General features: G+C 38.5%; 36 protein-coding genes. 28 read left to right on the forward strand and 8 right to left on the reverse strand.

Translation table 11 applies throughout. The annotated features are described in order from the left end of the window. The first annotated feature begins 49 nt into the window (after positions 1–49). Positions 50–1,213 (forward strand): ergothioneine biosynthesis protein EgtB, encoded by a 1,164-nt coding sequence (gene egtB / locus KIV10_RS05305; protein ID WP_214112763.1) that lies wholly within the window; start codon positions 50–52, stop codon positions 1,211–1,213. Positions 1,214–1,230: 17 nt separating this feature from the next. Continuing rightward, positions 1,231–2,202 (forward strand): L-histidine N(alpha)-methyltransferase, encoded by a 972-nt coding sequence (locus KIV10_RS05310; RefSeq protein ID WP_214112446.1) that lies wholly within the window; start codon positions 1,231–1,233, stop codon positions 2,200–2,202. Between the two features lie 44 nt (positions 2,203–2,246). Here KIV10_RS05310 and KIV10_RS05315 read toward each other — a convergent pair whose 3' ends face one another. Next, positions 2,247–3,335, reverse strand: a complete 1,089-nt coding sequence (locus tag KIV10_RS05315; protein WP_246516200.1) for an aminotransferase class V-fold PLP-dependent enzyme — start codon at positions 3,333–3,335, stop codon at positions 2,247–2,249. Positions 3,336–3,424: 89 nt separating this feature from the next. On the opposite strand from KIV10_RS05315, the gene KIV10_RS05320 reads away from it, so the two are divergent. The 3 genes from KIV10_RS05320 to fabD are packed head-to-tail and all read left to right on the forward strand — an operon-like array spanning position 3,425 to position 5,248. Beyond that, positions 3,425–3,859 (forward strand): 2TM domain-containing protein, encoded by a 435-nt coding sequence (locus KIV10_RS05320; protein ID WP_214112447.1) that lies wholly within the window; start codon positions 3,425–3,427, stop codon positions 3,857–3,859. After that, entirely contained in the window at positions 3,856–4,341 is a 486-nt protein-coding gene (locus tag KIV10_RS05325; RefSeq protein WP_214112448.1) for a dihydrofolate reductase, read from the forward strand. The genes KIV10_RS05320 and KIV10_RS05325 overlap by 4 nt, the downstream gene beginning before the upstream one ends. A 25-nt stretch (positions 4,342–4,366) precedes the next feature. After that, the gene (gene fabD, locus KIV10_RS05330) at positions 4,367–5,248 is read left to right on the forward strand and encodes an ACP S-malonyltransferase (RefSeq protein WP_214112449.1); all 882 of its coding nucleotides are present in this window, start codon (positions 4,367–4,369) and stop codon (positions 5,246–5,248) included. 236 nt (positions 5,249–5,484) lie between these two features. Here fabD and KIV10_RS05335 read toward each other — a convergent pair whose 3' ends face one another. From KIV10_RS05335 to KIV10_RS05345, 3 genes are all read right to left on the reverse strand, one after another. Then, positions 5,485–5,676 carry a hypothetical protein gene (locus KIV10_RS05335; RefSeq protein WP_214112450.1) on the reverse strand — a complete coding sequence of 64 codons (192 nt, stop codon included), beginning with the start codon at positions 5,674–5,676 and terminating at the stop codon, positions 5,485–5,487. Between the two features lie 123 nt (positions 5,677–5,799). Beyond that, on the reverse strand, positions 5,800–6,822 hold the full coding sequence (gene galE, locus KIV10_RS05340; RefSeq protein WP_214112451.1) for a UDP-glucose 4-epimerase GalE: 1,023 nt from the start codon (positions 6,820–6,822) through the stop codon (positions 5,800–5,802). Positions 6,823–6,829: 7 nt separating this feature from the next. Then, a complete protein-coding gene (locus KIV10_RS05345; RefSeq protein ID WP_214112452.1) occupies positions 6,830–7,987 on the reverse strand; it encodes a DegT/DnrJ/EryC1/StrS family aminotransferase in 1,158 nt (385 codons plus the stop codon). Between the two features lie 122 nt (positions 7,988–8,109). Between KIV10_RS05345 and KIV10_RS05350 the strand changes: the two genes are divergently transcribed. The 4 genes from KIV10_RS05350 (at position 8,110) to KIV10_RS05365 (ending at position 10,296) form a co-directional block, all read left to right on the forward strand. Further along, positions 8,110–9,381 carry a 3-deoxy-D-manno-octulosonic acid transferase gene (locus KIV10_RS05350; protein WP_317194705.1) on the forward strand — a complete coding sequence of 424 codons (1,272 nt, stop codon included), beginning with the start codon at positions 8,110–8,112 and terminating at the stop codon, positions 9,379–9,381. A 136-nt stretch (positions 9,382–9,517) separates the two neighbouring features. Further along, the gene (locus tag KIV10_RS05355) at positions 9,518–9,745 is read left to right on the forward strand and encodes a hypothetical protein (RefSeq protein WP_214112453.1); all 228 of its coding nucleotides are present in this window, start codon (positions 9,518–9,520) and stop codon (positions 9,743–9,745) included. Positions 9,746–9,773: 28 nt separating this feature from the next. After that, positions 9,774–10,025, forward strand: a complete 252-nt coding sequence (locus KIV10_RS05360) for a hypothetical protein (RefSeq protein ID WP_214112454.1) — start codon at positions 9,774–9,776, stop codon at positions 10,023–10,025. 28 nt (positions 10,026–10,053) lie between these two features. Then, positions 10,054–10,296, forward strand: coding sequence for a hypothetical protein (locus KIV10_RS05365; protein WP_214112455.1), 243 nt, complete (start codon positions 10,054–10,056; stop codon positions 10,294–10,296). A gap of 30 nt (positions 10,297–10,326) precedes the next feature. Here the strand turns inward: KIV10_RS05365 and KIV10_RS05370 are convergent, their stop codons facing one another. Further along, on the reverse strand, positions 10,327–11,112 hold the full coding sequence (locus KIV10_RS05370) for an XRE family transcriptional regulator (protein WP_214112456.1): 786 nt from the start codon (positions 11,110–11,112) through the stop codon (positions 10,327–10,329). A 100-nt stretch (positions 11,113–11,212) separates the two neighbouring features. Between KIV10_RS05370 and KIV10_RS05375 the strand changes: the two genes are divergently transcribed. From KIV10_RS05375 to KIV10_RS05390, 4 genes are all read left to right on the forward strand, one after another. Continuing rightward, on the forward strand, positions 11,213–12,496 hold the full coding sequence (locus KIV10_RS05375) for a putative DNA modification/repair radical SAM protein (protein WP_214112457.1): 1,284 nt from the start codon (positions 11,213–11,215) through the stop codon (positions 12,494–12,496). Then, entirely contained in the window at positions 12,493–13,260 is a 768-nt protein-coding gene (locus KIV10_RS05380; protein ID WP_214112458.1) for a TIGR03915 family putative DNA repair protein, read from the forward strand. The genes KIV10_RS05375 and KIV10_RS05380 overlap by 4 nt, the downstream gene beginning before the upstream one ends. A gap of 127 nt (positions 13,261–13,387) precedes the next feature. Next, positions 13,388–13,549, forward strand: a complete 162-nt coding sequence (locus KIV10_RS05385; RefSeq protein ID WP_246516201.1) for a hypothetical protein — start codon at positions 13,388–13,390, stop codon at positions 13,547–13,549. 112 nt (positions 13,550–13,661) lie between these two features. After that, the gene (locus KIV10_RS05390) at positions 13,662–14,096 is read left to right on the forward strand and encodes a hypothetical protein (protein WP_214112460.1); all 435 of its coding nucleotides are present in this window, start codon (positions 13,662–13,664) and stop codon (positions 14,094–14,096) included. 38 nt (positions 14,097–14,134) lie between these two features. On the opposite strand, the gene KIV10_RS05395 is transcribed toward KIV10_RS05390, so the two are convergent. From KIV10_RS05395 to KIV10_RS05405, 3 genes are all read right to left on the reverse strand, one after another. Next, complete coding sequence (locus KIV10_RS05395; RefSeq protein ID WP_214112461.1) at positions 14,135–14,434, reverse strand: GIY-YIG nuclease family protein; 300 nt, start codon at positions 14,432–14,434, stop codon at positions 14,135–14,137. A 209-nt stretch (positions 14,435–14,643) separates the two neighbouring features. Continuing rightward, the gene (locus KIV10_RS05400; RefSeq protein ID WP_214112462.1) at positions 14,644–15,669 is read right to left on the reverse strand and encodes a BRCT domain-containing protein; all 1,026 of its coding nucleotides are present in this window, start codon (positions 15,667–15,669) and stop codon (positions 14,644–14,646) included. A 38-nt stretch (positions 15,670–15,707) separates the two neighbouring features. Next, positions 15,708–16,103, reverse strand: a complete 396-nt coding sequence (locus KIV10_RS05405) for a helix-turn-helix domain-containing protein (protein WP_214112463.1) — start codon at positions 16,101–16,103, stop codon at positions 15,708–15,710. A 166-nt stretch (positions 16,104–16,269) separates the two neighbouring features. Between KIV10_RS05405 and KIV10_RS05410 the strand changes: the two genes are divergently transcribed. From KIV10_RS05410 to KIV10_RS05480, 15 genes are all read left to right on the forward strand, one after another. Beyond that, positions 16,270–16,548 (forward strand): hypothetical protein, encoded by a 279-nt coding sequence (locus tag KIV10_RS05410; protein ID WP_214112464.1) that lies wholly within the window; start codon positions 16,270–16,272, stop codon positions 16,546–16,548. Continuing rightward, positions 16,541–16,726, forward strand: a complete 186-nt coding sequence (locus KIV10_RS05415; RefSeq protein ID WP_214112465.1) for a hypothetical protein — start codon at positions 16,541–16,543, stop codon at positions 16,724–16,726. Before KIV10_RS05410 ends, KIV10_RS05415 begins: the two co-directional genes overlap by 8 nt. Next, complete coding sequence (locus KIV10_RS05420) at positions 16,704–17,351, forward strand: helix-turn-helix transcriptional regulator (protein ID WP_214112466.1); 648 nt, start codon at positions 16,704–16,706, stop codon at positions 17,349–17,351. The genes KIV10_RS05415 and KIV10_RS05420 overlap by 23 nt, the downstream gene beginning before the upstream one ends. A gap of 3 nt (positions 17,352–17,354) precedes the next feature. Then, positions 17,355–17,711, forward strand: a complete 357-nt coding sequence (locus KIV10_RS05425; protein WP_214112467.1) for a hypothetical protein — start codon at positions 17,355–17,357, stop codon at positions 17,709–17,711. After that, a complete protein-coding gene (locus KIV10_RS05430) occupies positions 17,708–17,998 on the forward strand; it encodes a hypothetical protein (RefSeq protein WP_214112468.1) in 291 nt (96 codons plus the stop codon). Before KIV10_RS05425 ends, KIV10_RS05430 begins: the two co-directional genes overlap by 4 nt. A 12-nt stretch (positions 17,999–18,010) precedes the next feature. Next, positions 18,011–18,166 carry a hypothetical protein gene (locus KIV10_RS05435; RefSeq protein ID WP_214112469.1) on the forward strand — a complete coding sequence of 52 codons (156 nt, stop codon included), beginning with the start codon at positions 18,011–18,013 and terminating at the stop codon, positions 18,164–18,166. A 6-nt stretch (positions 18,167–18,172) separates the two neighbouring features. Next, positions 18,173–18,394, forward strand: a complete 222-nt coding sequence (locus KIV10_RS05440) for a hypothetical protein (RefSeq protein ID WP_214112470.1) — start codon at positions 18,173–18,175, stop codon at positions 18,392–18,394. Positions 18,395–18,578: 184 nt separating this feature from the next. Continuing rightward, on the forward strand, positions 18,579–19,316 hold the full coding sequence (locus tag KIV10_RS05445; RefSeq protein WP_214112471.1) for a ParB/RepB/Spo0J family partition protein: 738 nt from the start codon (positions 18,579–18,581) through the stop codon (positions 19,314–19,316). Between the two features lie 207 nt (positions 19,317–19,523). Further along, the gene (locus KIV10_RS05450; protein ID WP_214112472.1) at positions 19,524–21,290 is read left to right on the forward strand and encodes a hypothetical protein; all 1,767 of its coding nucleotides are present in this window, start codon (positions 19,524–19,526) and stop codon (positions 21,288–21,290) included. Further along, positions 21,287–21,793: a hypothetical protein gene (locus KIV10_RS05455; protein ID WP_214112473.1), complete on the forward strand. Its 507-nt coding sequence runs from the start codon at positions 21,287–21,289 to the stop codon at positions 21,791–21,793. The genes KIV10_RS05450 and KIV10_RS05455 overlap by 4 nt, the downstream gene beginning before the upstream one ends. After that, positions 21,790–22,341, forward strand: a complete 552-nt coding sequence (locus KIV10_RS05460; protein WP_214112474.1) for a DNA methyltransferase family protein — start codon at positions 21,790–21,792, stop codon at positions 22,339–22,341. The genes KIV10_RS05455 and KIV10_RS05460 overlap by 4 nt, the downstream gene beginning before the upstream one ends. Before the next feature lie 11 nt (positions 22,342–22,352). Beyond that, a complete protein-coding gene (locus KIV10_RS05465) occupies positions 22,353–22,616 on the forward strand; it encodes a hypothetical protein (RefSeq protein WP_214112475.1) in 264 nt (87 codons plus the stop codon). Between the two features lie 24 nt (positions 22,617–22,640). After that, positions 22,641–22,940 (forward strand): VVA0879 family protein, encoded by a 300-nt coding sequence (locus KIV10_RS05470; protein ID WP_214112476.1) that lies wholly within the window; start codon positions 22,641–22,643, stop codon positions 22,938–22,940. Then, positions 22,937–23,320: a hypothetical protein gene (locus KIV10_RS05475; RefSeq protein WP_214112477.1), complete on the forward strand. Its 384-nt coding sequence runs from the start codon at positions 22,937–22,939 to the stop codon at positions 23,318–23,320. The genes KIV10_RS05470 and KIV10_RS05475 overlap by 4 nt, the downstream gene beginning before the upstream one ends. Before the next feature lie 7 nt (positions 23,321–23,327). Continuing rightward, positions 23,328–23,744 carry a hypothetical protein gene (locus tag KIV10_RS05480; protein ID WP_214112478.1) on the forward strand — a complete coding sequence of 139 codons (417 nt, stop codon included), beginning with the start codon at positions 23,328–23,330 and terminating at the stop codon, positions 23,742–23,744. Positions 23,745–23,747 lie beyond the last annotated feature (3 nt).

Here is a 23,747-nt window from a genome sequence, read left to right on the forward strand (position 1 = left end):
GAATATCTATCTTTAAAGTGTCTTCAATAAAATGACGACACTTTTTTTTATGATTGAGACCCAAAATCTGGTTTCCTTTTTTCTGGAAACCCGAGAACATACCGAAAAAATCTGTAAACCCCTTGAAATAGAAGATTATGTGGTACAACCCATAGTGGACGTTTCGCCACCCAAATGGCATTTGGGGCACACCACTTGGTTTTTTGAGGAATTCATTTTAAAACCCCATAAACCAGGCTATCAATTGTTTCACGAGGACTTCGCCTTCGTTTTCAACAGTTATTATGAAAATGTGGGTAAGCGGGTGGTACGTAATGATCGCGGTAACTTATCCCGACCCGGCGTTGCCAAGGTTTATGACTACAGACACTATGTAACCAATGAGCTTCGGGAATTTTTAAATACTGATATTTCAAAAGAAATCGAAGATATTTTGACTATCGGCATTCATCATGAAAAACAACATCAAGAATTGCTGGTTACGGATATTAAATACATCTTGGGCAACAATCCCCTACTTCCAAAATACGGTGATAACTTCAATGAAAATCCCATTCAAGAATTTGATGGTGAATGGATTGAAATGGAAGAAGGTATCTACGAAATTGGCCACGCCGAAAAAGAGGATTTCTGTTATGATAATGAATTGGGCCGCCACAAAGTATTTCTTCAGGAATATAAAATTTCAAACAAGCTGGTTACCAATTCAGAATATCTGGAATTTATTAATGCCGGCGGCTATAAGGATTTCAACCTGTGGCACGCAGAAGGCTGGGATTGGGTAAAGCAACATAATATTGAATCACCCATGTACTGGCATACTATTGACGGCCAATGGCACCAATACACCTTTCAGGGATTGCAAAAGATAGAAATGGAAGCTCCGCTTTCGCATATTTCCTATTTTGAGGCCTTTGCCTATGCCCAGTGGAAGGGTTGCCGTCTCCCCACCGAATTTGAATGGGAGGCAGCGCAACACAATTTTGAATGGGGAACTAGGTGGGAATGGACTGAAAGTGCCTACTTACCCTACCCCGGCTACACAAAATTGCCCGGTGCCCTCGGTGAGTACAATGGCAAATTTATGGTAAACCAAAAGGTGCTGCGCGGTGGCTCCGTGGCCACGCCAAACAAACACACGCGGCACACTTACCGCAATTTTTTCGCCACCAACCTACGCTGGCAATTTACCGGTTTACGCCTGGCAAAATAGTTTTTACACTTCAACCTATGTCTACAAACACCAAACCCCAACTGAGTACAGCTTTCAAAAAAGAAGTTTTTGAGGGCCTTACCAATAGCCCTAAATATTTGAGCTCCAAATTCTTTTATGATAAAATTGGAGACAAATTATTTCAGGATATTATGGCCTTGCCGGAATATTACCTTACCAATGCCGAATACGATATCATTTCAAACAATACCGAAGCGATAGGCGAACTCTTTCGTGATAGGGAAAACGGAATGGACATGATAGAGCTGGGTGCCGGAGATGGAAAAAAAACAAAAGTTTTACTGAAATATATGGCTGGAAACAATTTCAATTTTGTTTACAAGCCTATAGATATAAGTGAAAATGCCGTGGAACTGCTGGCAAACAATTTGGCGAAGGAAATGCCCGCCCTTAATGTTGATGCTGAAGTTGGTGAATATTTTGAGGTATTGGAACGCTTAAAGGGGTACGATAAGCGCAAAAAAGTGATTATGGTGCTGGGAAGCAACATCGGAAACTTGGAGCACCACAAAGCAATTGAATTCTTGTCAAAGTTGAAGGATGGTATGCGCGGGGATGATTTGCTATTTATGGGTTTTGACCAAAAGAAGAATCCGCAGACCATTCTGGATGCCTACAACGATAGCAGCGGAATTACGGAAGCTTTCAATAAAAATGTGTTGATGCGGATTAACAAGGAGCTGGGCGGAAATTTTCAACCCGAAAAATTTATTCATTGGGAAACTTACAATCCCGAAACCGGTACGGCCAAAAGCTTTTTGGTGGCAACCGAGGCCATGAGCGTAACGGTTGAAAAAATAAACCTAACGGTAACTTTCGACGAATGGGAAACCATCCACACCGAAATTTCCCAAAAATATGACGATGCCACCGTGCAATGGCTGGCACAGCAGGCCAACCTTACCATCGAGACCTATTTTACCGATGATAATTCGCATTACAAAAATTACGTTTTCAGAAAAAAATAACAGCGATAGGTGACATTGCTCAATTTGAGAATAAAGTCAATTAACTATCTCAACTCTTTTTGAAGAATGGAAACAAGTTCATCAATATCTGCTTCGGTATTGTAATAATGAAAACTTACGCGAATCCCGCCACCACGAAATGAACAAATAATATTTTCATCCTTTAATTTTTGAAAAAGTTGCTCGTCCCCTTTTAAATTGTAAATGGAACTATGGTTTTTCCGATTCAATATTTCTGAAGAGAGCAGCCCTAATTTTTCAAATTCATTTTTAGCTTTATTTGAAAGAAATTCCACTTGGTTATAAATTCCTTCAACCCCTATTTTTTCAGAAAAAAGGAGCGATTGCTCCAAACTTCCGTAGTTGAGCGTGTCTTGGTGCCCGGGTTCAAAATGCTTCATAAACCTGGTATCCTCGGCAACGCTATCAAAAGTTTCCGCGCTATTAAAGCCTATTGTTTTTGGTACAATCCGCTCCCTTGCTTCTTCCTTGACCAATAAAAAACCGTTGCCGTAACCAGCGGTAAGCCATTTGTACCCGCTGCTTGCAAGCACATCAATCACACTTTCAGAAAAATTGAATTTTTCGCTTCCCAAATATTGGGTTCCATCTGCCACCAGCAGTAAATTGGGGTGGTAACTTTTCAATTGTTCCAAAAACCTAAAATCAATCTTCACGCCGTTGAGCCATTGCACGATACTGAAAATGAACACGTCCGGCTTATGCTCTTGGACGGCGCGTTCAATGTTCTGTTCCAAATTTCCATTTATTTCAGCAAAACAAATATTGAAATCGCGTGTGCCCACTGGCCAGCTGATGGAAGGATAATCATCTTTAAGGAGCAGGATTTTCTGTCCCTTTTTCAATCCTTCCAGAATACAATTCATTCCAAAGGAAAAATTAGGGATGAGCGCCAACTGGGAAGCTTTTGCGCCAAAGAACCTACTAATTGTTCCCTTTATTTGGTCCAAATGCTGCTTGTGCCCATCCCTGAATTCACTTGCGTTGTGCATCAATTGTAGGTCGTGTTCGCGCCTCCATTCCACCACCGGTTTTGGGATGAGTCCGTTTGACGCCGTATTTACATAGATACATTTGCCGAGTGCGGGAAAGAGTTTTCTTAAATCTTCCATAAGTGAAGAGCCATTAAAATTAAAATTCGGTATTTTTACCATACTCAAAATTACACGGGTAATTCCAGAGCTGTTAAAATTAACCAACCATGTTTTCAAAAACCAATAAAAAGGAAAGAATTGATGCGGAACAACGTGAGCAGTATGAATATGCCCGCAAACGCATAAAACAGAAAAAGGCCCTCATGCGGCACTTCATCATTTTTCTGGTAGGCTCCGTATTATTAATTGTTATAAACCCCATTTTAGGCTATGGGGAGGAATTTTTATTCAAGGGCTGGTTTGTCTGGGCCATTTTAATTTGGACTTTCTTTTTCCTTATTCATTTATTCAATGTATTTATCATGAATAAATTTATGGGGAAAGAATGGGAAGACAGGCAGCTGGAAAAGTTGAAAGCAAAGCAGGCCGAAAGAATTGCGGAACTACAAAGAAATGTGGATAATGAACTGCAACTGCCCACCAATAGACCCGCCAATAGGTCCAATGAAATAAATAACCCATTACCTCCAGACGTACAATGATTACAATGATTGCCGCTGCGGGCGAAAATAATGAACTGGGAAAGGATAACGATTTGCTTTGGCACTTGCCTGATGATTTCAAGCGATTTAAAGAGCTTACTACGGGTCATTATATCATAATGGGAAGAAAGACTTTTGAGACCTTCCCCAAACCGTTGCCTAATAGGACCCATTTGGTCATTACAAGAAATAATAAGTATGAAAAGGAAGGTGCCGTGGTAGTACATTCCGTGGAGGAAGCGATTGCAATTGCCAAGGCAGATGATGACCAACCCTTCATTATTGGTGGAGGCGAAATTTACGAAATGGCCTTAACGTACGCCGAAAAAATCGAGCTCACACGGGTTCACGGCACTTTTGGGGCCGATACTTTTTTTCCTGAATTTTCACGTGAAAATTGGAAGCTGATCGAAAGCGTCGCACATCCCAAAGATGAAAAACACAAATACAGTTTTACCTATGAAACTTGGGTGCGGAAATAATTCCATCTAAAACAAAATTACATTTATGAAAGCATACATTTTTCCCGGACAGGGAGCCCAGTTTAGCGGGATGGGCAAGGATCTATATGAATTCTCAGACAAAGGCAAACAACTATTTCAGCAAGCCAATGAAATTTTGGGCTTTGACATTGCAAAAACAATGTTTGAAGGCTCCGCCGAAGAATTAAAGGAAACTAAAATAACGCAGCCCGCTATTTTTTTGCACTCAACAATATTGGCAAAAATGATGGGCGATAAATTTAAGCCAGATATGGTTGCGGGGCATTCACTGGGAGAGATTTCTGCATTAGTGGCCAATGATACTTTGGATTTTGCTGATGGTCTGCAATTAGTATCCAAACGCGCCTTGGCTATGCAGCAAGCCTGCGAACTTGAACCATCCACCATGGCGGCAGTGCTTGGGCTGGAGGATAGTTTGGTAGAAGCCATTTGCGCTGATGTGGAAGGAACCGTAGTAGCGGCAAATTACAATTGCCCCGGCCAACTTGTTATTTCCGGAGACGTAAAAGCGGTTGAACTGGCCTGCGAGGAATTGAAAAAAGCAGGTGCCAGACGCGCCTTGCTTCTGCCCGTTGGTGGCGCATTCCACAGTCCGTTAATGGAACCCGCGCGGGAGGAATTGGCAAAAGCCATTGAAGCTACGGAATTTAAAAATCCGAAATGTCCTATCTACCAAAACGTTTCAACATTTGCGGTAACAGACCCGGCTGAAATCAAGAAAAACTTGATATTTCAACTTACTGCACCCGTAAAATGGACTCAAAGCGTGCAGAATATGATAAAGGATGGCGCCACAAGATTTATAGAAGTGGGTCCCGGAAACGTATTACAGGGATTGGTAAAAAAGATCGATGGCTCCGTAGAGACGGAAAAAGCGGTGCATTAGAATCTCAATTATTTTTAAGAGTATCACTTTATAATTTTTTTCAATATTCTGTAAAAAATATAAATTATTAGAGCTGCAAGTACTAGAAGAAAAATTTGCCAAAGTCCAATCATTATCTAGTCTCTTAATTTATCTTTTGTAAGATAAGAGTTCATCTAGAGATAAAATAATAAATCATATAAAAACCCCGAAAGAAATCAATCTTTCGGGGTTTTTAATTACATATTTTTTTGAGGTTATGCGGTAATAATACAATCCACACAATCCTTCATTTTCCCATAATAGGTTTCGCGGTATTTGTGTACTGTTTTAAATGGAATCTTCATAAATGTTTTTTTCACGTATGTCACATTTGTAGTGAACATTCCCATTTGTTCGGTATACCTTTTTTCTTTCTTTGTTTTTCGTTTCACTGAAACTAAACCCATAACTTATATTTTCTCTGATTTTTTATGAATTGCAAAGAAACGAATGCTACTATCCAATTACAAATTATAAGCGTTAAAACTGGGTTAATTCCAAATTTAAACACTTGACTTTCATTATTCTAATTAAAATCCCCGCACTTTTTGCTCCCATCTCCAAGCAGAATCCAATGCATCTTCCATTGATTTTTCGGCTTTCCAACCTAGCGATGCATTTGCTTTTTGCGTATCCGCATATACAGCGGTAACATCGCCTGGACGCCTGTCCACTATTTTATAATTCAATTTTTGGCCTGTGGTTTTTTCAAAAGAATTTATGACTTCCAGAACAGAACTCCCGCGGCCCGTACCGAGATTGAATATTTCAAAATTGGCTTCATTCCTTTTTGAGAGAAGTCTTTCCAACGCAACAACATGCGCTTTTGCAAGATCCACTACGTGGATGTAATCACGTATGCAGCTACCATCATCCGTGGGATAATCGTCCCCAAAAACCGATAACTGCTCGCGTACGCCAGCAGCGGTTTGGGTTATAAAGGGAACCAAATTTTGGGGTACACCGGCAGGTAGCTCACCAATTTCAGCACTTTCGTGCGCTCCAATTGGGTTAAAATACCGCAGCGCAATGGTTTTCAATGGTGAAACTAAACACGTATCCTTTAAAATTTCCTCACTTATCTGCTTTGTATTTCCATAGGGTGAGGTAGCCGATTTAACAGGGGCATTTTCGGTAATAGGCAAAGAATCCGGTTCGCCATAAACCGTGCAGGAAGAGCTGAAAATGAAATTTTCAATCCCAAGCGCATTGCATTCCTGAAGTAAATAAATGAGCGTATTTATATTATTCTCATAATACAAAAGTGGGTTTTCAACACTCTCACCCACTGCCTTACTTGCGGCAAAATGGATGATTCCCGCTATGCCTTTATTTCTTTTGAAAAAATCTGCAACGTGTGATTTGTTCCGAAGTTCCAATCTTTCAAATTGCGGGGATTGTTTGGTAATATTTGTAATTCTTTCAAGCACATTCAATGTTGAATTTGAAAGATTATCCACAATAATGACTTCATATCCAGAATTTTGAAGCTCTACAACTGTGTGTGAGCCAATATATCCCAATCCGCCTGTTACCAGAATCTTTTCTTTCATCACTACATTATTTAGATACGAAATTAATTACCGTTTTTGTGATGAAATCAATCTGCTCTTCATCCAGTTCGGTATGCATGGGCAGGGAAATAACTTCTTTTACCAATTGGTTTGTCACTTCAAAATCTGCTTCATTATAACGCTCATCGCGATACGCTTTTTGCAAATGAAGCGGAATGGGATAATATACGCCGCAAGGTATTCCATTTTCATTGAGGTGTTTTACCAAGGCGTCCCGCTTTCCGTTTAAAATTCGTAAAGTGTATTGATGAAACACATGGCAGTCGCATACATCACATATTGAATTATTTGTATCACAAACTCCTTTCGGAATAACCACAGCTTCCATATCTGCGAACGCTTTGCTATACTTGCGTGCGGCATTTCTTCGCGCTTCATTATACGAATCCAAATGTGGCAACTTTGCACGTAAAACAGCAGCCTGAATGGAATCCAATCGTGAATTTACGCCAACTACATCGTGGTGGTAACGCTCATACATTCCGTGATTCACAATCCCACGGATGGTGTGGGCAAGGGCATCATCATTTGTAAAAATGGCGCCGCCATCACCATAACATCCTAAATTTTTGGAAGGAAAAAAAGAAGTGGATGCTACGTGGCCCATAGTACCTGTTTTCTTTTTGGAACCATCTTTTGAAATATAATTCGCCCCGATTGCCTGTGCGTTATCCTCAATGACATAAAGATTATGTTCTTCGGCAATCTTCATTATGGCGTCCATGTTTGCAGAAAGTCCAAAAAGATGCACCGGCACAATTGCCTTGGTTCGTGGGGTAATTGCCTTTTTTATGGCATCAATATCGATATTGAAATTTACGGGGTCTACATCCACCAAAACGGGCGTTAGCTGCAACAGTGCAATAACCTCAACTGTAGCTGCGAACGTAAAATCTGCCGTAATAACCTCATCTCCCGGTTTTAAATCAAGACCCATCATCGCAATCTGAAGGGCATCCGTTCCATTTGCGCACGGAATTACATTCTTAACGCCAAGATATATTTCCAATTCTTTTTGAAACTCGTGAACCTCCGGACCATTAATGAATGTTGTAGTATCAATAACCTCCTGTATTGAGCTGTCCACTTGGCTTTTTATTGCTTCGTATTGACCTTTAAGATCAACCATTTGTATTTTTTTCATTCTTTTTATTGGGATAAAATAAGCACGCCAAAAATACGAAAATGATATTTGTTTGCCCGTACGATGGGAAGTAAATAGGCATTTCATTCCTCTTAATTTGTTTGAACGACATCAGATTAAAAATGAATGCTTACAATTTGGTATTTTTACCGCCTATGCGTGGCGTATATGATTTATTAATTTACCTGTCTTCATTTTTTTTGAAAGGCTTGGCTTTGTTCAACAAAAAAATGAAGCTCTTTGTGAACGGCAGAAAAGATGTTTTCGAAATTCTTGAAAAATCCCTTTCAGCTGAAGATAAAATCGTTTGGTTTCATTGTGCATCCTTGGGGGAGTTTGAGCAGGGACTTCCCATAATGGAAGCTCTTAAAAAGTGGAAACCCAATTATAAGGTTTTGGTATCTTTCTTTTCTCCTTCCGGTTTTGAGAACAAAAAAAATACTCCTGTGGCAGACGTTGTAGTGTATTTGCCTTTGGATACAAAAAAAAATGCCAAAAAATTTATTGCGCTTGCAAAACCATCCATTGCATTTTTTGTGAAGTATGAAATCTGGCCCAATTATCTTTTTGAACTTGAAAAAAAGCGTATTCCCACTTTATTAATTTCCGGACTTTTCCGTGAGAACCAAATCTTTTTCAAAAATTATGGCGGTTTTATGCTGAAGGCGCTACACACTTTCGAACATATTTTTGTTCAGAATGAAATTTCTGAAAAACTACTTCAAAGTAAAAATTTCACAAATGTGAGCGTGAGCGGCGATACACGCTTTGACAGGGTCTCGCGGCAGATTGAAATGGATAATTCCCTTCCTTTCGTCGAAAATTTTAAAGGAAAAAACATGTGCATTGTTTGCGGCAGCACGTGGCCAGAGGATGAAAATCTGCTTTTGGAATATATAAACATTGCCCCAAAAAATGTGAAATTCATCATTGCGCCTCATAAAATTGACACGGAAAAAATTGAAAATCTTCGGAAAAAAATAAAATCGGAAACTTCACTTTTTTCAGAAAAAGATACGGATTTAAGCCAATCAAAAGTTTTAATAATTGATACCATTGGTCTGCTTACGAAAATTTATAGTTATGCGGATATAGCGTATGTGGGCGGCGCGGCGGGAAATACCGGACTTCATAATATTTTGGAGCCCGCAACATTCGGAGTTCCTATACTTATTGGGAAAAATTTTGAAAAATTCCCCGAGGCCAAAAAGCTTCAAAATTTGGCTGGATTGTTTGCCGTTGAAAGTGCTTCAGAATGCACGAGAATTCTTGAGAAATTGGTAAATGATGATTCTTTCAGAAAGAAAACGGGGATGATTTCCGGCCATTTCGTAAATCAAAATACCGGTGCCACCGCTTCAATTATGCAATACATGCAAAGCATCGATTTTTAGAGCGTTACCAATTCATTTTTAGATAAAAACAAATGCGGTCTTAATTAATTTTATACTTTTAGTAAAAATTTAATAGAAGTCGCTTTTCAAAAAAAGTAGATTTGTTAAAAAAATAAACATAACCAATATTTTACTTATGAAACGAATTTTTGTTTTATCCATCGCAGTTGCAGCAATATCCATCACTTCTTGCCGCGATAAAAAAGAAACCGAAACCACTGAAGTAATACGTGAGGTTCGCGTAGAAACTACAGATGAAACTCCAGAGAGAGAAGGCATTTTGGAAAGAACCGCCAAAAAGGTGGACAATGAAGTGAATAAAGAAATTAACGAGGAAATTGATAACATTGGCGACGATAACTAAAATTAAACTATAACCTAAATAATTAATTATGAAAAAAGCAATTTTAAGCCTCGCGCTCGTATTTACCTTCGCAACGACCTTTGTTTCCTGCCGTGATACCAATAAAGCAGATGATGCACAAGATGTGGTTGATGATGTGAACGATGCCTTGGATGATGCCGAGGATGAAGTAAAGGATATGACTGATGATGATGCCACGGATCCTGTGGAAAACACCATTCAAGAGGGAGTTAATGAAATTCAGGAAAACACCGGTACCGGTGGAACTGATGATGTATAAACTTTAATAATTTTTAAACAACCCAAATATGAAAAAAGTAGCACTTATTGCAGTATTCGCAGGTATTTTTGCCGTATCACTATCTTCTTGCCGAGATAAAAAAGAGATGACCGAAGCAGAAGAGACGGTTCAAGAAATGCAGGATAAAGGCGCCGATATTGATGTGAGCGAAGATGGCGACAAAATAAAAATGGAAACCGAAGACGAAAAGGTTAAAATTAAAACCGACGATGACGGAAATATGAAAATCAAGGAAAAGGACAAAGATTAATTTTCCTTTTAAAAAAAGAAAAAGCGATTCCTAGGAATCGTTTTTTTTATTGCCCAGATTGTGTATCTGCCCTTTTAAATCTTCCATTGATTGCTGAAGTTGGCGCAACAAAATACTTTCTGATGGTTCATCAATCCCAAAACTCAATTTGCTATTGACCATCCATAATTCCTGGATATCCTTTATTTTTACATCAATGGGCAAATAACTTTCGTTTAATGAAATGAGCCTGATATTTTGATTGTTATTGGGAACTTTCTGTAATTTTTTCACCAATACCGAATCCTTTAACACCACTATATATATTTTACCATCATTTGCTTCGGTAACATTAGGCACTGCCTTTCCCAGAACCCATTCATTTGGCCTAATATTTGGCAACATACTGTCCCCTTCAACTTGAAATCCCCGGTAAGATGCATTTCTATATTCGGGTAAAGGAATATTAAATGCCGGTAAGGATTGATACCAATCTACATCTTGAATATTGTGTGGATATCCAGCGGCCGCTTTTTGATTTACCAAAAGAATATTTTCCGTTCCAGTTTTATCAACGGTAATCATTTTGGGGCTTACATCACCACGAAATGCATCCACATATTTTTCAAAACTTTCACCAAAAAGCCACAGCGGATTTATGTTGAATTGCTTCAGCAATAAAGCTACCGTCTTACCAGTAATCTTCGTTTTTCCCCTTTCTATATCCGCAGTTGTGCTTCCTATTTCAAGAATTTCAGCAAAAGATTGTTGTGTATGACGAAGCTCTTCCCGAATTTTTTTGAAACGTCTAGCTTCAATTGATAATTCTGTTTCCATAAAACAAATATAATTTTTTTTGGAATAAATCCGAATTAATTTTGGAATAAATCCCATTAGCTTGGAATATTTCCTTAATTTTGGGAAATTCCAAATTGCTATGGATTTCGAAAGAATTAAAGAAAAATTGAATATTCTCGCCGATGCGGCAAAATATGACGTTTCCTGCTCATCGAGCGGAAGTAAAAGATCAAATAAAAATAAAGGTTTGGGCGACAGCAGTGGTATGGGAATCTGCCATACTTACACCGAGGATGGACGATGTGTTTCCCTTTTAAAAATTTTGCTCACAAATCATTGCATTTTTGATTGTGCCTATTGCGTTACCCGAAAGAGCAACGATATTAAACGCGCGGCCTTCAAAGTGCAGGAGGTGGTGGATTTAACCATAAATTTTTATAGAAGAAATTATATTGAAGGTCTTTTTTTAAGCAGTGGTATTTTTAAAAATGCCGATTATACAATGGAAAGATTGATAGCTGTTGCAAAAAAACTTCGGGAGGAAGAAAACTTCAATGGATATATTCACCTAAAATCCATACCGGGGGCGAGTGATGAATTGATGCGGGAAGCAGGACTTTATGCTGATAGATTGTCGGTAAATATTGAAATCCCAACGGAAAAAGGCTTAAAATTATTGGCTCCGGACAAGGATAGAAAAGATTTCATAAAACCGATGGAAAAGGTCAAAAATGAAATCATTCAATATAAAAGTGAAAAAAAACTGCTGAAGAAAGTACCGCTATATGCTCCGGCGGGGCAAAGCACCCAAATGATTGTGGGCGCGACCGGTGAAACGGATGCGGAAATTATGTACACTTCTGCACATTTTTATAAAAATTTCAATCTAAAAAGGGTTTATTATTCCGGTTATATTCCCATTAGTTATGATCATAGGTTGCCATCTATTGGTACTGATGTTCCGTTGCTTCGGGAAAACAGATTATATCAAACCGATTGGTTGATGCGCTTTTATGGTTTTGATGTTCGAGAATTATTGAATAGGGAACATCCAAATTTAGATTCGGATATTGATCCAAAATTGAGTTGGGCATTACGAAATCTCGATCAATTTCCTGTTGATATCAACAGAGCCGATATGCGGATGTTGTTACGAATTCCAGGCCTTGGCGTAAAATCTGTCCATAAAATAATGAATGCGAGAAAATTTCGAAAATTGAATTGGGAAAATTTAAAAGCTATTGGGGTTTCCCTAAATAGAGCTAAATATTTTTTAATCTGCGATTCCAAAAATTATGAGACAAAAGACAGAACCTCCGCCCAGCTTAAATCGCTTATTCTTCAGCAATCCTCCAGTAAGTTCAGCAAACTTCACAGTTCGCAATTAAATTTATTTGACAATATAAATGCACTCCCCGTATGAAAACAATTATAAAATATGACGGGAGTTTTGAAGGTTTGCTCACGACGATTTTCCATATTTATGAACAGAAATTAAAACTGGTTTCCATTGAAAATAAGAAAATTTCAACTGAAAATTTTTTCGATAAATCAGAAATCGTAGTAACCGATTCAAAAAAAGCCAACCGTGTATGGAAGGGTTTGTCAAAAAAAATATCTGCATCCGCTAAAAGAAAAATCTATAAAACATACTTGAGCGAATTGCCGTATATGGAAAACACAATATTGGAATATGTGAGACTGGCTATGGTTGCCGAAAAAAATATTGAAAAGGATTTTTCAAATACATATGTTTTGGAAATTGAAAAAATTGTAAAAAAAATTGACAGAGAAAAACACAGAATGGATGCCTTTGTGCGTTTCCGATTGACGCGTGATGGAATTTATTTTGCCACCATTGAACCAGATTTTAATGTTCTGCCTTTAAACGCAGACCATTTTAAGAAAAGATATGCGGACCAAAAATGGATAATTTATGATGTAAAAAGAAATTATGGCGTTTATTATGATTTGGAAAAAATAGAAATGGTAGAAATGGATCTTTCTAATGATGTAAACCTAAAAAGCAGCGAAAATTTATATTTCTCTTTTGAAGAATTCCAGTTTCAGGAATTATGGGGTAACTATTTCAAAAGCACTAATATAGCTTCGCGAAAAAACATGAAACTCCACATAAAACATGTTCCAAAAAGGTATTGGAAATATTTATCTGAAAAAAATTGCTGATTAAAAAAATTAATTACTTTTGCGCACTATTAATCACTAATCTATTTCAACAATGAAAAAACTATTTTTATCATTTGCCGCTCTTTCTTTAGTTGCTTCTATCTACTCTTGCAGAGAAACTACTGAAGTGAAAGTTGATGAAACTTCAGAAAATGTAGCTGACGATATGGAAGATGCAATGGATGATGCAGCTGACGCTGTTGAGAATGCTGCCGAAGAAACTGGCGATGCAATCGAGAACGCTGCTGATGAAGTACAGGAAGAAGTAAACGACGCTGACAACAAATAATCAGTTTCCAAAAACTTAAAATAAAAGGTCCCTTTTAAATTAAAAGGGACTTTTTTTATGCTTACAATTTAAAGCGTTCTGTAATTTTAATAAATTCGGGAAAACGTAAATTTTGAAAAAATACATTACCGCTAAATTTCGAGAAATTGAGGGAGTCCTCTATGCTGTCTATATTTTTACATACTTAGGCGCTGGTGTTATTATGAATACAATTGGCCAATCGCTCGAAATTGCTAAATTTCAACATTGGTGGCAAATCATAACTTGCTATGGTCTTTACATGATTCCCATTTCAATTTTATTGCGCGGTCATTCTTTTTTTAATCAATATTGTTACGGATTGTTAGCAATGGGTCTTTTGGAATTCAGTGGATATGCGCTAGAAACCTCCTATGTGTTTCCGGACAATATTCTCGTGCAATGGTTTGGACCGTATACGTTTGCGTTGTGTATGACGCTATTTTTTGCAATATATTTTCCGTTGGGGAATATGGTTGTAAATTTTGTGTACAACCGTTTATTACAAATAAAAAAGCCTCTCCAATAAAGAAGAGACTTTTGAGTACTCGAGGCGGGTCCCGATAGCTATCGGGATGAACCCGCACCAAACCTTTCGACCAAGCGGCAGACCATTTCGGGATATTTTCTAAGGTTTTCAATATAAGTACGGCTCTTCATTGCCTTAATGTGAAGCTCAATTTTTCTCGCCTGTTGACGGTCCAAATTTTCAATAGAATAAAACAAAATCCAGTCCGAGGCCCTGCTGGTAAATGAACCCGTATGAACCTTATCGAGATGTTGCCGGACACGGACAGAAAGATCAGCACAACTTCCCGTGTAAAAAATATCCGCAGATTTTGAATATAAAATATAGACACTTGCCATTTCTACAAAAAACAAATCCCCAATGTATGAAACATCGGGGATTCTGTACTCGAGGCGGGACTTGAACCCGCACGACCAGATGGTCACAGGATTTTAAGTACTGCATCAATTCTTGGATAAACTCCTAATAATTTGATTAACTGTTAGTTGTAATTTATTAAATAACCTGAAAAATGCATTTTCTTAAATTTTACAGGGTGGTTTGTAGATTAATTTATTGCTTTTTGATTGTCAATAAAATTCCAAATATCTTCTTCTGTTACAATTTGAATATCAAAACCTCTATTTCTCATTGAAATGGCCCTTTCAACCTTTCGGCCATAACATGAAAAACACCAAGCAGCACTACCCTTTCCGCCAACTATTAAATAATTCGTGGTGTTGGTCATGTGGTTGGCTGTAACTCCGCCTAAATCATCAATTATTGAATAAAATTCCTCTTTACTTTTACGGGAAAAATCACCAGTAGCACAAAACTTGCGACCGTCAATATAAATTTGTGGATTTAATGCACAATATCCTTTTATCTTTATTCCCGATATTTCTTTATTAAGAGAATCAATATTTTCTTTTATTGCAATATTTGAAAATTGTTTAAAATGCGCTTTTAGAATTAATTTTTCATTTTCATCAATAACACCATCTCTAAGCACTTCATAAATAATTTCACGCAATTCATAATAAGGATAGTAGTCTTCCAATTGCGAATTGTTGTCTAGCCACTTTTGCAATCCTAAAACTTCCTCATTATTTATTTTTCCATCTGCCAATATTCCGTGGCAAATACCTTGAAGTATTTGAATATCTACGGTAAAATCCTTGTAATAGGGATTATCGTCGGAATAATTTTCAACAGCCCAAGAAAGATCTTTTATTAGTTCATTCGTGTCTCCTCTATTTCTCACCGATTGAATATTTATGCAAAAATCTTTAATTGGTTCTCGCCGTGACAAGTGTTTATTGATACTGCACCAGTTGAACAATTCTTGGAGTTCTTCTTGGTTTACTTCATTATCAATGTCTATCCCTTTTAAAATACCGCGCAATGTGTTTATTGCCTTCTCAGTTTCAGATTTTTCCGTATAACCGGAATAATCGTTGTGGGATTTAAAGTTGACCCCGCCAGCCATAGCTTCGGCCATCATTTCAGATGCGGATTGTTGTTTTTGGGAATAAGAATTTTGGTTGCTCTTAGCAATCTTTTTTTTCCCAAATAAAAAATCAAAAAATCCCATGTTGCTTATTTTTCATATTTTCCTACGCCATACTATCTTCATCCAGCATCGCGTTTACTTTTATCTTTTTCAATTTTCATTATTTTTTCATTTTGCAGCTTGATGATCATTTCTTTATCTTCGAGTTTCTGCTTTAAAAAAGCCAAATAATCATCTTTACTTAAGTATTCAGATTTTTCTTCATTTACACTTTCGATTGATTCAGATTTTTCTGCAGAAAATTTCATCATTTCGCCCTTGCCTAATAAAATCCAATTCAAATTATAATCTGGAAAGTTTTTTAATATCTCAAGAAGAATGTCTACAGAAGGTGTTGCTCCCTTCTTTTCTAGCATATTTAGGTAACCTGTTGATTTATTGATCATTCGTTCAAATTGGCTCTTGTTTAGCCCTTCATTTTTACGAATCACATTAATCCTTTCTATTATGCTCATTTACAACACTATAAAATTATATTTCAAATTTTAAATCGATTTTATAGACTAAAATTTGATTTATTCAGATTTTAATTTGATATTTGCCTTATCAATTGAAATAAAACTAAAAGTTTACTAAAACAAATATACTGTTTGTTTTTGGTAGGCGCAATAATAGTTGTCTATGATAAAAAAATCGCAAGCAGAAACCATTAAGGAAATCCTTGGTCCCGGTTTCCTCCTTCAAATAGCCGATAGGCTTTTTGAAAAACGAATCCTTTCCTATAGAGGCAAGCCCTTTACTTCCGGATATCTTTCTGGCGTACTCAACGGCAACCACAGCAATACTGAGGTTGAAGATGCCATTTGGGAATTATTTGAGGAAAGGACCAAGCAGCTGGAAGAAAAAAAACAACGCCGTGAGGCCGCTATCGAAGCCGCAAAAGAACTTACCAATGGCTAACCTAGAAAAAATATTAAAAAAGTCAATCATCCTGGACAGGATATCAATTGTGCTAACCATTATTGGGATGGGTATCGCCCTATTGTTGTTAGCCTACAGCGCAATAGGGCTGTATAACCCACAAAAAAATAGCCCGGAGCGCGAACTCCAGGCTAATGCACAAACTACTAACGCTTAAATCAATACTTATGCACAACAAATGTACAACAGAAAACCAACATCCGCAACACCTTATTGCGGGAATTCAAAAAACGGATAGCAATATCGAATTCTTTGGAATCCACGAAACTATGGAGGTGCGCTTCCTGCAAAATGGAAAAACGCACACATTCAATGAACTAAAAGGTAAAAACGCCATCGCCGTCATTGAAGCCTTTGAAGCAGATCACGAAGCAAAAAAAATACTCCAGAACATTACCGCTGCAGATGGCACACCCGCACGGCTTTCCTATCAAAGGATGGTGGAACTTTATATTTATTTCTGCTATGGAAGTCTGGACGGCACGCCAGATATTGTGGATGGCATCCTTAGCCAGCCAGAAAACTACAGGCACCGAAGGGACTGCATTTCTTTGCGTTTCAAGCACAAAGTTCTGCGCATCAACGGCCAAGCATTAAAACCCCGCGAGGTAATTATGATAGATATGTTTGCCGATGATCACAAAGATGATGTCGTGGCGCTGGAGCTCGGCATTACCACCACTACCCTAAACCAGCACAAACGCAGCCTATTTGAAAAAACGGGTGTGCAGACTAAAACCGCATTGATGATCAAGGCGGGAAAGGAAGGTTTAATCAATTGAGTTATGAAAAGACCATTTGATACCATAAACGGTGAAAAGGTGGATTTCAACAATCCGGAGCACGTCAAGATAATTTTAGAGCGCAACAAGAGATTGGAAAATCTTTCTTCCAAACACTTTGAGTTGTATAATCTCAAACCAAAACTCACCGTGAATATTGAATTTGAATGTCCTGCCTGTGGATATTTAATAGAAAAAGACAATGAGATCGATCCAGATGATATGGAAGAGCCAATTTCAGAACATTTTACAGGATTTTCCTGTAAATGCTGCGGTGTCAAAATAGGGAAAATCTTGTTTTCAGATTCATACAAATTAAGCGTGCCTAAAAAGCAAGCGGTTAAAATTTCTCAATCATGACGATCCAAGACCAAATAAACGAAACGAAAACAGGAAACCTAGTAGAGGAATACAAAAGTCTGGACAATCAGCAATTTCGGCTTTCGGCATTTCTGGCATTAGAAAAAGAACCCATTAGTCAGGAAAAAACGGCAAGCATTATTAATGAAATCCACCGCATCAAAACACGAATGGAAGAAATTGATATGCTTCCATTCTATGAAGCGGCGAAACTCCGTACAGTCAAGTATTCAACCCACATAAGCAAGCTCACGGAAACGTCCTTTTTAACAACGCCCACATTTTAAATATTTGAACCAATGAAAACGCCAGTAGAAACCGAAAACAACAGATTGATCCCCAGCGGCAAGAAGTTCAAGCTGCAGGTGCGCAAGCGATTTGGATTTTTTGAGTATTGGAAAACAATAAAAACGTATAACACGCTAGCGGATTTCAGCCGCAAGTACCAAGGATAAAAAAAAATGGCACACCTAACCGCAGAAGCACTGTTTCCCGCTTTCCTCGCAATGGCCGAGGAAGAGCGCGCAGCGTTTCTGAAAATGGGTGCCGCAACCATAAATAAAAAGGACAAACCAAAACGAACCAAAAAAACGGTGTACGACAAGGTTTGCGAAAAGCTGGGCGAGCAATTTCGCCCCGGAAATGAAGAGATGTTGATAAGCCAATTGATGCACGAAAAATAAATATAACGGACGGCAGAAAGATTAAAGGTTAAAGGTTAAAAACAGATTCTCATAAAACTGCTAGCCGTTTAAAATACCGGAAGCGAAAGCAACAGACTTTCACTTTAACCAGATGCCGCCGGGGAGACATACCTCTACCCCGGCCTGCATTTGTAACGCTTAAAAATAACGAATTAGAAGAATTATGAATCCACCTAAAATCACAGTAACTAAAGAATACGAGAAGTTTTCAACAATTCTTGGAAATAGGATCATTAATGAAAAAAAGGTAGAAAACCTTATGGCAGATATTTCTAAGGGGCTCAACCTCTTACCCTATTGCCCGGTTATTGTCTTCAGAAAAGATAATAATCTGAAAATTGTGGATGGCCAACACCGCTTTGAGGCTACGAAACGCCTAGAACTTCCAGTGCATTACGTGGAATGTGAGCAACTGGATCTTAAAAAAATAGCTTCACTTAATTCACGAAGCGATAAATGGAAAAACAGTGATTTCTTGGAATGTTACGTCCGACTTGGCATAGAGGATTATGTAACCTTATTGGATTTTCTTAGGAAATATAAAATCATCTACTCTGCATCCATTGATCTTTTGATGTATGGAAATCCAAAAGCAAAGGGCAGCAATTCTATGGAAGCCTTCAGGAATGGTGAATTTGAAGTAAAATTTTTAGATAAGGCAACGGAGCTCGTGAACCTTACCACAGAAATTTTCGGAAGATATGTTTTTTCAAATGATCGCTATCTCATCGGTGCGGTGATGGAACTCAAAGAAGCCGGAATCTGTGATTTTGAAGTATTAAAGAATAAAGTTTCTGAAGCGCCAAATATCATGGAAAAGAAAAGCAATATCAAAGAATACAAATATTTGATAGAGCAGGTGTACAATTTCAAAAACCAAAAGCGCGTGGCGCTATTTTAAAGATTAGATGCAGGAAACTAAGAATGTAATAGCAAATGATATTTCCAGATGCAACAATCACCGGTGCATCTTCCGGTCTGGGTGCGCACGATATATGCAGCTTGAAATTGACTCCAAAAATAAAATAAATATACATAGCGTAACCCGCTTTGGAAACTCCGAGAACCAACACAAAATGACGGTTTCATGTTCAAATAAAATATCATTATGACCCCATTCACTAACTCCCCCTCCCAAATAGGCTCGCTGATACACCAGAATTTTGCAACTCCTCAGCAAAAATCCCCCAAGGTGTATCGGTATGCCTATCTGGACAAAGAAGCCATTAACGCCACCATCCAGAATGCAATGCGCGCTGCCAACGAGTTCAACAAGGCGCAGAAGGAAAAGAGCTCCAGCATCATAAAGATCAACCAGCACCTGCGCAAGGCGGCCAAGGACCAAAAACATACCATAAAACAGCGCGTGCTGCACAAAGAATTTATCGCTGCAGAAGGATTGCGCACAGCAGATCCGGAAACATACAATAGCGCGATGCTGAAATTCAATCGTAATCACAGTACCAATTTCCTAATGCGTGAATGGCCAACGTTAAAGAATGAGCTGGCCACCTTCAACCATCTGGTTATTTTCTTCGCCGCCCAGGTTCGCGATAACAATGCCAGAAAGATGAATGCCGGCGTAAGTACTACAGGAATATTGCCACGCCTGCGCACCAACAGCGAGAGCCTACGGCGCTATAAAGTGGAAGGAGTGCCACAATGCCGTTTCAAAAACGAAGCCATCCTGCGCCACGTACACGCCCTGGTGGAGGCAGGTATTTTAGTAAATTACAAAAACCACGGTCCCAATGTTGGGTTTTCTGTGGAGTTTTCGCCCGAAATTCTGGAGGTAAAAGACCACGATCCCGCAAAATCACAAAATACTGCAAAACAAATTGTTACGAAAAGTAAAACCTGCAAAGCAGGATATAGTGGTCTTGTTACAGGAACAGTATTAAATAATCATGAAAATAAAGGGGATGCTTCGCCTTCCCCTGAGATTAGGATTGGCGCATCCGCGCCAGACCTTCCACACAAGAACACTTACCAGACCACTTACAAGAACAACAACAAGACCACCGGAAGCGTAACCAACCCGCAGGAACAGGCAAACCGGGGCGCGGATTTTTCGCCCGAAAAAAATGCCGTTCATCGAAAACCCACGGAAAGCGATAAACTGACGGCCCAGATTAGGGACCAATGGCAACTTTGCAAGGAACTGGAAGCAGACCACCACACGCAGCACATCCCCATCGATGGCCGTATTCTGGAAAAGGAAGCCCAGAACGGGACTATGAGCCAGCAATTTTTCAGAATGCTTTTGTTTCAGGAATTTATGAAGTACATCAGTCGCTTAAAACTTGGAAACCAAAGTGCTGCAGGCGCATTCTTCAATGCCTTTGAGGAACTGTTTGATAAAAAGATGATCACGTTCACCGGTAAATATTTTACCAAAACGGCGATGCTGGACGAATTCCATAAATGGATCTGGATGGTGGACTGCGCCGAAAGGTGGGGCAAAAAACGAAATTGGGATTTTCTGTACATCAACGATTATCTAGACACCGCCCGCCGAGATGCCAAGGAAATGGGATTCTGGTACCTAGAAAAACAATGGAACGCCAACGAACGGAAAAAAGCCACCCGAAAGGCGAAACGAAAAGCAAACCAAGAGGCCCACGGAAAACGGAAAATTAAAATAAAGGCAGAGCGCTTGGAAAAATACGGCCTGCGAAGCATAAAACCCGGAACCAACAGCCGCGCCAGAACCGACTACGAAAAAGCAAGAATGGCCGTGCGCCGCTTCCTGAAAAAGGAAATCCAGTTTGACGAGCTATACCGCTATTGCCAAGCCAACCTAAATGAAACCATTGTCACTGGATTGGAAAATTTGATAGCAAGTGAACGCAAAAATCTAACGCTTAAAAAATGAAATTCACCTGCACAAATCTTGAATACTTGACAATGCAGCACTTCGGTGTTAGGCAAAATATTATCGTTCCAAATGTTCATTGGGGAATAAGCAGGTGGAAGGAAGGAATTGGGCCACTTCACGAATGCGATGTTTTGATTCTTTCAAAATCTGGATACGCCACCGAGGTTGAAATAAAAATTTCTAAGGCCGATCTTTTGAAAGATTCCGAAAAATTGCACGGACACGATCATCCAATGATTAAATATCTGTATTTCTGCGTGCCGGAAAACCTCAAAGAAATTGCGCTAGAAGTTATTCCCGCTCGCGCTGGTCTTTTGGTTGCTGAATCTAATGAAGGTCCTATCCACCGTGCTTTTCTGAAACAAATTAAATCCCCCACACAGATAAGCAAACCAGTCCAATGGAACGAAAAAGAAAAAATGAAGCTTTTGCACTTGGGCTGTATGCGAATACTAGGACTGAAGAAAAAATTATCAAAAAATCTAACGCTTAAAAAATGAAAGAAATCGTAATAGATACAAATTTTCAAACACCACCAGAAGTGTGTGATTATATGGCCAGTCTGGTACCTACCAATGCTGATGCAATTTTAGAACCTACTCCAGGTACCGGAAACCTTGTAAATGCTTTGATTAAAAAAGGGTTCACTGTTATTTCTCCACCAGATTATTTTGTGACCAGAAACATTATTTTAAAAATGAATTGGGATTCTATTGTGATGAACCCGCCATTTTCAACAAAATCAGCTTTTTTGGATAACGCCCCGGAAGAATTCAAAACCGAAAAAGGGATGAAGTTTGGCTACAAACTGCTGCAGGAATGTATGTCGATATCAGATAATGTAATTGCATTAATGCCCTGGTTTACACTTTCTGATTCTGATGTTCGTCTTCGCTTTCTGCACGATTTCGGAATAAAATCCTTGACAGCACTTCCCAGAAAAACATTTCAATATGCCAGAATTCAAACCGTAGTGATCGAGCTCCAAAAAGGCTGGAATAAACCAACGGAATTCAAAGTATTTGAACGCTTAAAATCTAACGCTTAAAAATTAAATCAATGAACAAAAAATTAGACAAATGCCAGCATTCCAAAAACAGCTGCCCGAAGTGCAGCCGTGTAAAAATGGTAGTGTACCTAAAAAACGATGAAAGCAAGGTATGGTACAGCTTCATAAAGGAAGACCAGAAGCTTGCGGGCCTAGATGCCATTGCTCTAAAAATGGGTGACCGTGTGATTAAAAAATACGGCGAGCCCAATGTAAATAAGATGCTATTTTATAACAACGCAGACCCAAGCCAACCGGCGTTTGCAGAAAATTAATACTAACGCTTAAAATTTAAAATTATGTCAAGAAAAACATTAACACTTCAGGAATGGAGATCAGAAGCAGAACCAAAGTTTGGAAAAGATGTAAAAAAATGGAAATTCAAATGCCCTTCTTGTGGCGAATCCCAAACATTACAAGAATTTATTGATGCAAAAATTGAAGAACCGACTAAAAAATTTTATTACAGCTGCATAGGAAGATGGGTTGAAAAAAGAGGGTGTAAATGGACACTTGGAGGACTTCTTCAGATACACGAAACCGAGGTGATAAGCGAAGAAGGTGATAAAATCCCAGTTTTTGAATTTTCTGAAGTATGAAAATCACTCTACAAACAAAAAGCAGTGATGACCTTGGACCCATAGCCAATGCCGGGGAGCATTATGCAAAAACGTTGGAGCGATTGATTTATCTGCAGAACAAAAGTGCGCAGCACGTGCACAAAAGCATTCTGGATGAGTTTAGGTACAGCCTTTTAAAAAAGCTGATCAATCCCAACAAGCCCAAGGCACCAAAAATAAAAATGGAGTTGCACACCGCTTTTGTGCTTAAAGATGCTTTCCAGAATTACAGCCAATCCCTCAACGAGGAAAAATATGTGCGCGAGGCCGCACAATTACGCAGATTGACAATGGAGCTTTACAGCCTATTGCCAAGAACCGAAGACCAGGAAGAATTCAGTTTAAACAGTAAAATTTAAAAGTAAAATGAAATCCAAAAACAATAAGCAAATAGCTGACTCAAGGAAAAAAGCATATTTGAAAATTCAAAAAATATTGGATGCTGGAGAGGTTGACAAACAATTTTCCCATCTAAGCGGTGAATATTATTCATCCGATAAATTTATAGTAACGTGGATGGGTTTTTATAGAGGTATCCCTAGCGAATTCAGAATTTCTAAATGTGATTCGTTCTATGCAGCGTTTTCTGGATACCAAGCAATTTATGCTTGCGCCAGTCTTTTTCACGAAAAACAATTTGAGGGTTTCAGCACAATTGAACGTGCTTTAATATCTATAGGATTGAAACTTGCTCCTCCAAAACAGAAAAGATATTTTTTCGATAAATACGCGCTTCCCTTCAATGAAAAAATCAAGAATATTAAAACAATTACTAACGCTTAAAAT

This window comes from Aequorivita echinoideorum, from assembly GCF_018476645.1.
Lineage (GTDB): Bacteria > Bacteroidota > Bacteroidia > Flavobacteriales > Flavobacteriaceae > Aequorivita > Aequorivita echinoideorum.